Origin of the sequence: Microcoleus sp. Pol11C3, from assembly GCF_036701485.1 — a bacterium.
In the GTDB taxonomy this organism is placed as follows: domain Bacteria; phylum Cyanobacteriota; class Cyanobacteriia; order Cyanobacteriales; family Microcoleaceae; genus Microcoleus.
The window spans coordinates 1-4267 of record NZ_JAUBQW010000237.1 but is presented as its reverse complement, the minus strand read 5'-3'; the positions used below and the strand labels follow the sequence as shown (position 1 = coordinate 4267).

Here is a 4267-nt window from a genome sequence, read left to right as displayed (position 1 = left end):
ACCTCTTTTAACACAACTTGATATTTTATTATATCATATTAGTTGTTTGTGTAATTAATTTTGTTTGACTACTTACAACGATCGGCATGAAGACTCACGATCTTGATGCAAATCCAGAAACTTGTTTGCAGGTTGAAGAAATACGCGAGCCGCTTCATTGGCGCAGCGCGATCGTCAATGGTCGAGCCTCGCGCCTGACTGAGCAGGAAGATATCGCTCGGGCAATGCACTTGATCAAAGAGCGCAATCCAACGCTCTCACCTGCTATCAATCGAACCTGGATTGATGCTCAGGGACGTTCAGAAGCGATCGCAATCTACCGCATCCACGAGACTGAAATGAGCGGACGCACGACTGATGGAGTCAGCAGTAAGAACCCATAGGAGCGCTCTCGTCAACCGTGCAACTGCAAACTTATGAGGCAACTTGTTGATTCTCTATGGCACCTCATGCACCTGTTTGGACACTATCGATCCAGCAAGTCTACGAAACTTGGTCAACTTCAGAAAAGGGACTTTCAGAGGCAGAAACAGCAATCAGAATCAGGCGTTGCTGAATTAAGGTATGATTTCGCCGATCGCTCTTATGTATTAGCTACTCGATTTGCCTCGCTCGAACGCGATTGAAATGATGCCCTGGATCGGGAACCGGAACCTCCCAAAACTTAGGATAATGAATTAGTAAGCGAATTGAATTTTTGAGCATCTCTCTCGACTTAGAATAGCAAAGTGTTTTGCGATGAAGTCGTGCCAAATAATGTCGTAGCCGCGTATTTTCGCCCTCTACTCTGGTCATATAAGTTTTACAGACAATTTGGTCTCCATCTGGAATAAACATGGGATAAACTGGCCATCCATCTGTTACATAAAAATAACATTTCCAGCTACCGACTAATTCCCACAATGGTCGAAAAGTTGCTGCACTATGGTCGCCCAGCACCCATCCTAAAATCCCTGGCTGAAAGTGATTAACCGCTGTCCAGAGCCAAATTTTATTTTTTTTGACCAATAAATATTTCGAGTTCATCAAGTTCTCCAACTTCGGGAATTGTCTCTGGTTCATAAGCATCAGGCAGCAATTCTCCTACTTGCTTGACCCAATTTATGATGCTGGTGTGATGCACCCCTTTAATCCTCTCTATTGCTCGAAAACCCAGACCATTGACATACATTGTGAGGCATTCACGTTTCACCTCCTCAGAGTAACCTTTATGAGGTTGATAGCAATCTATAAATTGTCTGCCACAATCGACACAAATATAATTCTGTTTACCTTTTTTATGACCATTTTTATTAACGTAAGTTGACTGACATTCAGGACATTTCATAAAGTCTGGATTTTTTGAAGTTTTATTTTTGGCGCTTGCACGCCTTATTTATCATACCCTAATTCAGCAATGCCCAGAATCAAGCATTACGGCTTTAATGAACTGCCCGAACCAGCCAGAAGATCGCTATTACTCCGGTTCACCGATCAGTTGACCCATTTCATGGCACTCTTGCTCTGGGTTGCAGGTGCGCTGGCTTTTGTGTCCGGTACACCAGAACTCGGCTGGGCAATCTGGGCAGTGATCTGGATTAATGCCGGTTTCAGTTTTTGGCAAGAATTCCAGGCAGAACAAGCGTTAACAGCACTCAATAAAATGTTGCCCGCCCGCGCTAAAGTCTATCGAGATGGGAAGCTAGGGAGATTTCCGTCAGGGAGATGTCATGCAATTGGAAGAGGGTGATCGCATCTCTGCCGATGCCAGACTGGTTTCGGCCCAGTCTTGTTATGTCGATGTCTCGGTGCTGACTGGAGAATCGCTGCCGGTTGCCCGCTCGGCGGAACCTGTAGCCACGGAAAAGATGCGTGCCTCCGAATCAAGCAATCTGGTTTTTGCGGGTTCTACCGTTTCGGCAGGGCGTGGATTAGCTGTCGTGTACGCTACAGGAACTCACACCGAGTTTGGTCAGGTTGCCCATCTCACTACAACTGTGAAGCGAGAACCTAGCACCCTGGAAATTCAAATCAACAGCGTGGTGCACGTCATCACCACGATCGCCATTGGGCTGGGTGTTGTGGTGTTTCTGCTGACTAACCTGTTGGTTGGCATGGAACTCAAGGAAAGCTTCATTTTTGCGATGGGGATTATTGTGGCATTTATCCCAGAAGGACTGCTACCAACTGTGACTTTGGCTCTGGCTATGGGTGTCAAGCGCATGGCAAAGCGTAATGCTCTGGTGCGTCGGCTCTCGGCAGTGGAGACATTGAGTGCCACAACGGTCATCTGTACAGACAAAACAGGGACGCTAACCAAGAATGAGATGACGGTTTGCCGACTGTGGATTCCGACATCTGAGATTACAGTAACTGGAATAGGGTACGACCCGACGGGAGGAGAGGTACAAGTTCCTGCTGGGCGAATGGAATCGGTAAAGCTGCTGTTGGCGGGTTCAGCGCTCTGTTCCAATGCCCGCTTGAACCATCCAGCAGGTTCCAGTCAGTGGCAGGAGATTGGCGATCCCACTGAAGCTGCTCTCCTGGTGGCTGCCTTAAAAAAGGAACTGAACCTTGAAGAACTACAGCGTCAGCTTAAGAGAACGCAGGAAGTTCCCTTTGATTCGCGCAGACGGATGATGAGTGTCGTGCTGCAAAGAAGTTCGGATAATTAAGGTTTAGGGTTTGAGTTAGAAGGGTTTATCAGTTGGAGATGGAAGGGCTCTCCTGGGTTTATGGTGTATACGGTATCAGGCACAACTGTTCGTGATTCTGTGACGGCCTCTCCGTAAGGATATGCGGTTTGCTTATCACTACAAACTCAGGAGAGCCGATGGAAGTTGAAGAATGAAGGGGGATAGTTCGTAGCGAAGCAGGGCGTAAGCCATCGCCAAATCCTACAAAACCCACATTTGAAACCCTCAATTGTCATAATTGGTTTTGATGGCTCTGCAGAAGCAATGATGTAATTCAATGCAATCGGCGTCTGTATGTTTGATTGATTGAGAATGCGAAAAACATTACTTCTGCACCACACTACCTATTTTTATTATCCAATACTCCGGACAGTTTTTTGGGCAGTGACTCAAACCCCGCATTCTACCGTTAAGAGTTCACCTGCTGAGGAACCCATAACTCGCATTCTACCGTTGGTGATTGAAAACTGTCCGGACTTTTGATTTACAATATCCTGCGCTCTCCGTATAGTCGAAAATGGCATATAATCACCGAAGAATTTAACTAAATATAGATTAAGCCATGAACAAAACACAGTTTAAGTTTCGCCTCCGTAACACTCTGATAATACCTTTTCTGCTACAGACTTTCGCAGCCGTTGGCTTGGTTGGCTATCTCTCTTTCCGAAATGGGGAAAAAGCGGTCATAGATTTGGCAACCCAACTCAATAACCAAGTGAATAACCGCATTAGTCAGCAGTTAAATAACTACCTGACAGCACCTAGACAAGTGAATGAAATTAATTTGAAGGCGATTGATATGGGGATACTAAATCCCCAAGATATGAATGTAACTAGGCAGTTTTTTGCGAAACAAATGAAGTTATTTAAAAACTTCAGTTATGTTATCTTTTGCAATCAGCAGGGGTTATATATCGGTATTGGTCGAGAAAATGATGGTTCTCTATACACAGAATTAATGCAACCCTCCGATAACTTTCGCTATAAACACTATGCCCTAAATCAGCAGGGTAATCCAACCAAGCTTTTGTCAAGAGACTATTACCGGTATCAAGAAGATCCATTGTTTGAAGTTCCTGTCAAAATTGGTAAACCTACTTGGACTTCTCAGCAATAGCCTGATCGCCCAGAAATCATTTCTGTTAGCTCTAGCTACCCCGTCTATGACTCATCAAAGCAATTAAAAGGTATTCTGGCTGTACAGCTTATTTTATCCCAAATCAGTGATTTTCTGCGGACTTTAAACATTAGTAGGTCTGGCCAGATTTTTATCATGGAAAGGGATGGCACGATTGTTGATAGTTCGAGCAAGGAAAAGCCTTATTTAGAAGTCAATGGTAAAGCCCAACGGCTCAATATTGCTAAAAGCCAAGAACTTTTGATGCGGGATGCTGGTCAACAATTACTCACCCATTTCGGTAACTTTAATCAGATCACTACTTCCCAACAACTTTCCTTAAAACTGCACCTAGAAAAGACATTTGTATCTGTGATACATACCAATTTAATGTGAAGCTGCATAGAATAGGGCTTCAAGAATAAACTTGTAAGATGACAACGAACTAATTTGTTCAGGAGTGATTTTTTCAAGA

Annotated in this window: 6 protein-coding genes; 5 read left to right on the top strand and 1 reads right to left on the bottom strand. The window is 44.4% G+C overall.

What is annotated here, in order from left to right:
* The first annotated feature begins 86 nt into the window (after positions 1 to 86).
* A complete protein-coding gene (locus QUA40_RS27830) occupies positions 87 to 383 on the top strand; it encodes a pyridoxamine 5'-phosphate oxidase family protein (protein WP_333131815.1) in 297 nt (98 codons plus the stop codon).
* A 211-nt stretch (positions 384 to 594) separates the two neighbouring features.
* On the opposite strand, the gene QUA40_RS27825 is transcribed toward QUA40_RS27830, so the two are convergent.
* Positions 595 to 1327 (bottom strand): IS1 family transposase gene (locus QUA40_RS27825; RefSeq protein WP_333131813.1). Its coding sequence is split into 2 segments (ribosomal slippage): positions 595 to 1003 and positions 1002 to 1327, totalling 735 coding nucleotides; the frame shifts between segments, so codons are not numbered across the junction.
* A gap of 69 nt (positions 1328 to 1396) precedes the next feature.
* Here QUA40_RS27825 and QUA40_RS27820 point away from each other — a divergent pair.
* The 4 genes from QUA40_RS27820 (at position 1397) to QUA40_RS27805 (ending at position 4188) form a co-directional block, all read left to right on the top strand.
* Positions 1397 to 1729, top strand: coding sequence for a cation-transporting P-type ATPase (locus QUA40_RS27820; protein WP_333131811.1), 333 nt, complete (start codon positions 1397 to 1399; stop codon positions 1727 to 1729).
* The gene (locus tag QUA40_RS27815; protein ID WP_333131809.1) at positions 1710 to 2654 is read left to right on the top strand and encodes an HAD-IC family P-type ATPase; all 945 of its coding nucleotides are present in this window, start codon (positions 1710 to 1712) and stop codon (positions 2652 to 2654) included. Before QUA40_RS27820 ends, QUA40_RS27815 begins: the two co-directional genes overlap by 20 nt.
* A gap of 583 nt (positions 2655 to 3237) precedes the next feature.
* Positions 3238 to 3792: a hypothetical protein gene (locus QUA40_RS27810; protein ID WP_333131807.1), complete on the top strand. Its 555-nt coding sequence runs from the start codon at positions 3238 to 3240 to the stop codon at positions 3790 to 3792.
* A 156-nt stretch (positions 3793 to 3948) separates the two neighbouring features.
* Entirely contained in the window at positions 3949 to 4188 is a 240-nt protein-coding gene (locus tag QUA40_RS27805) for a hypothetical protein (protein ID WP_333131804.1), read from the top strand.
* Positions 4189 to 4267: the final 79 nt, after the last annotated feature.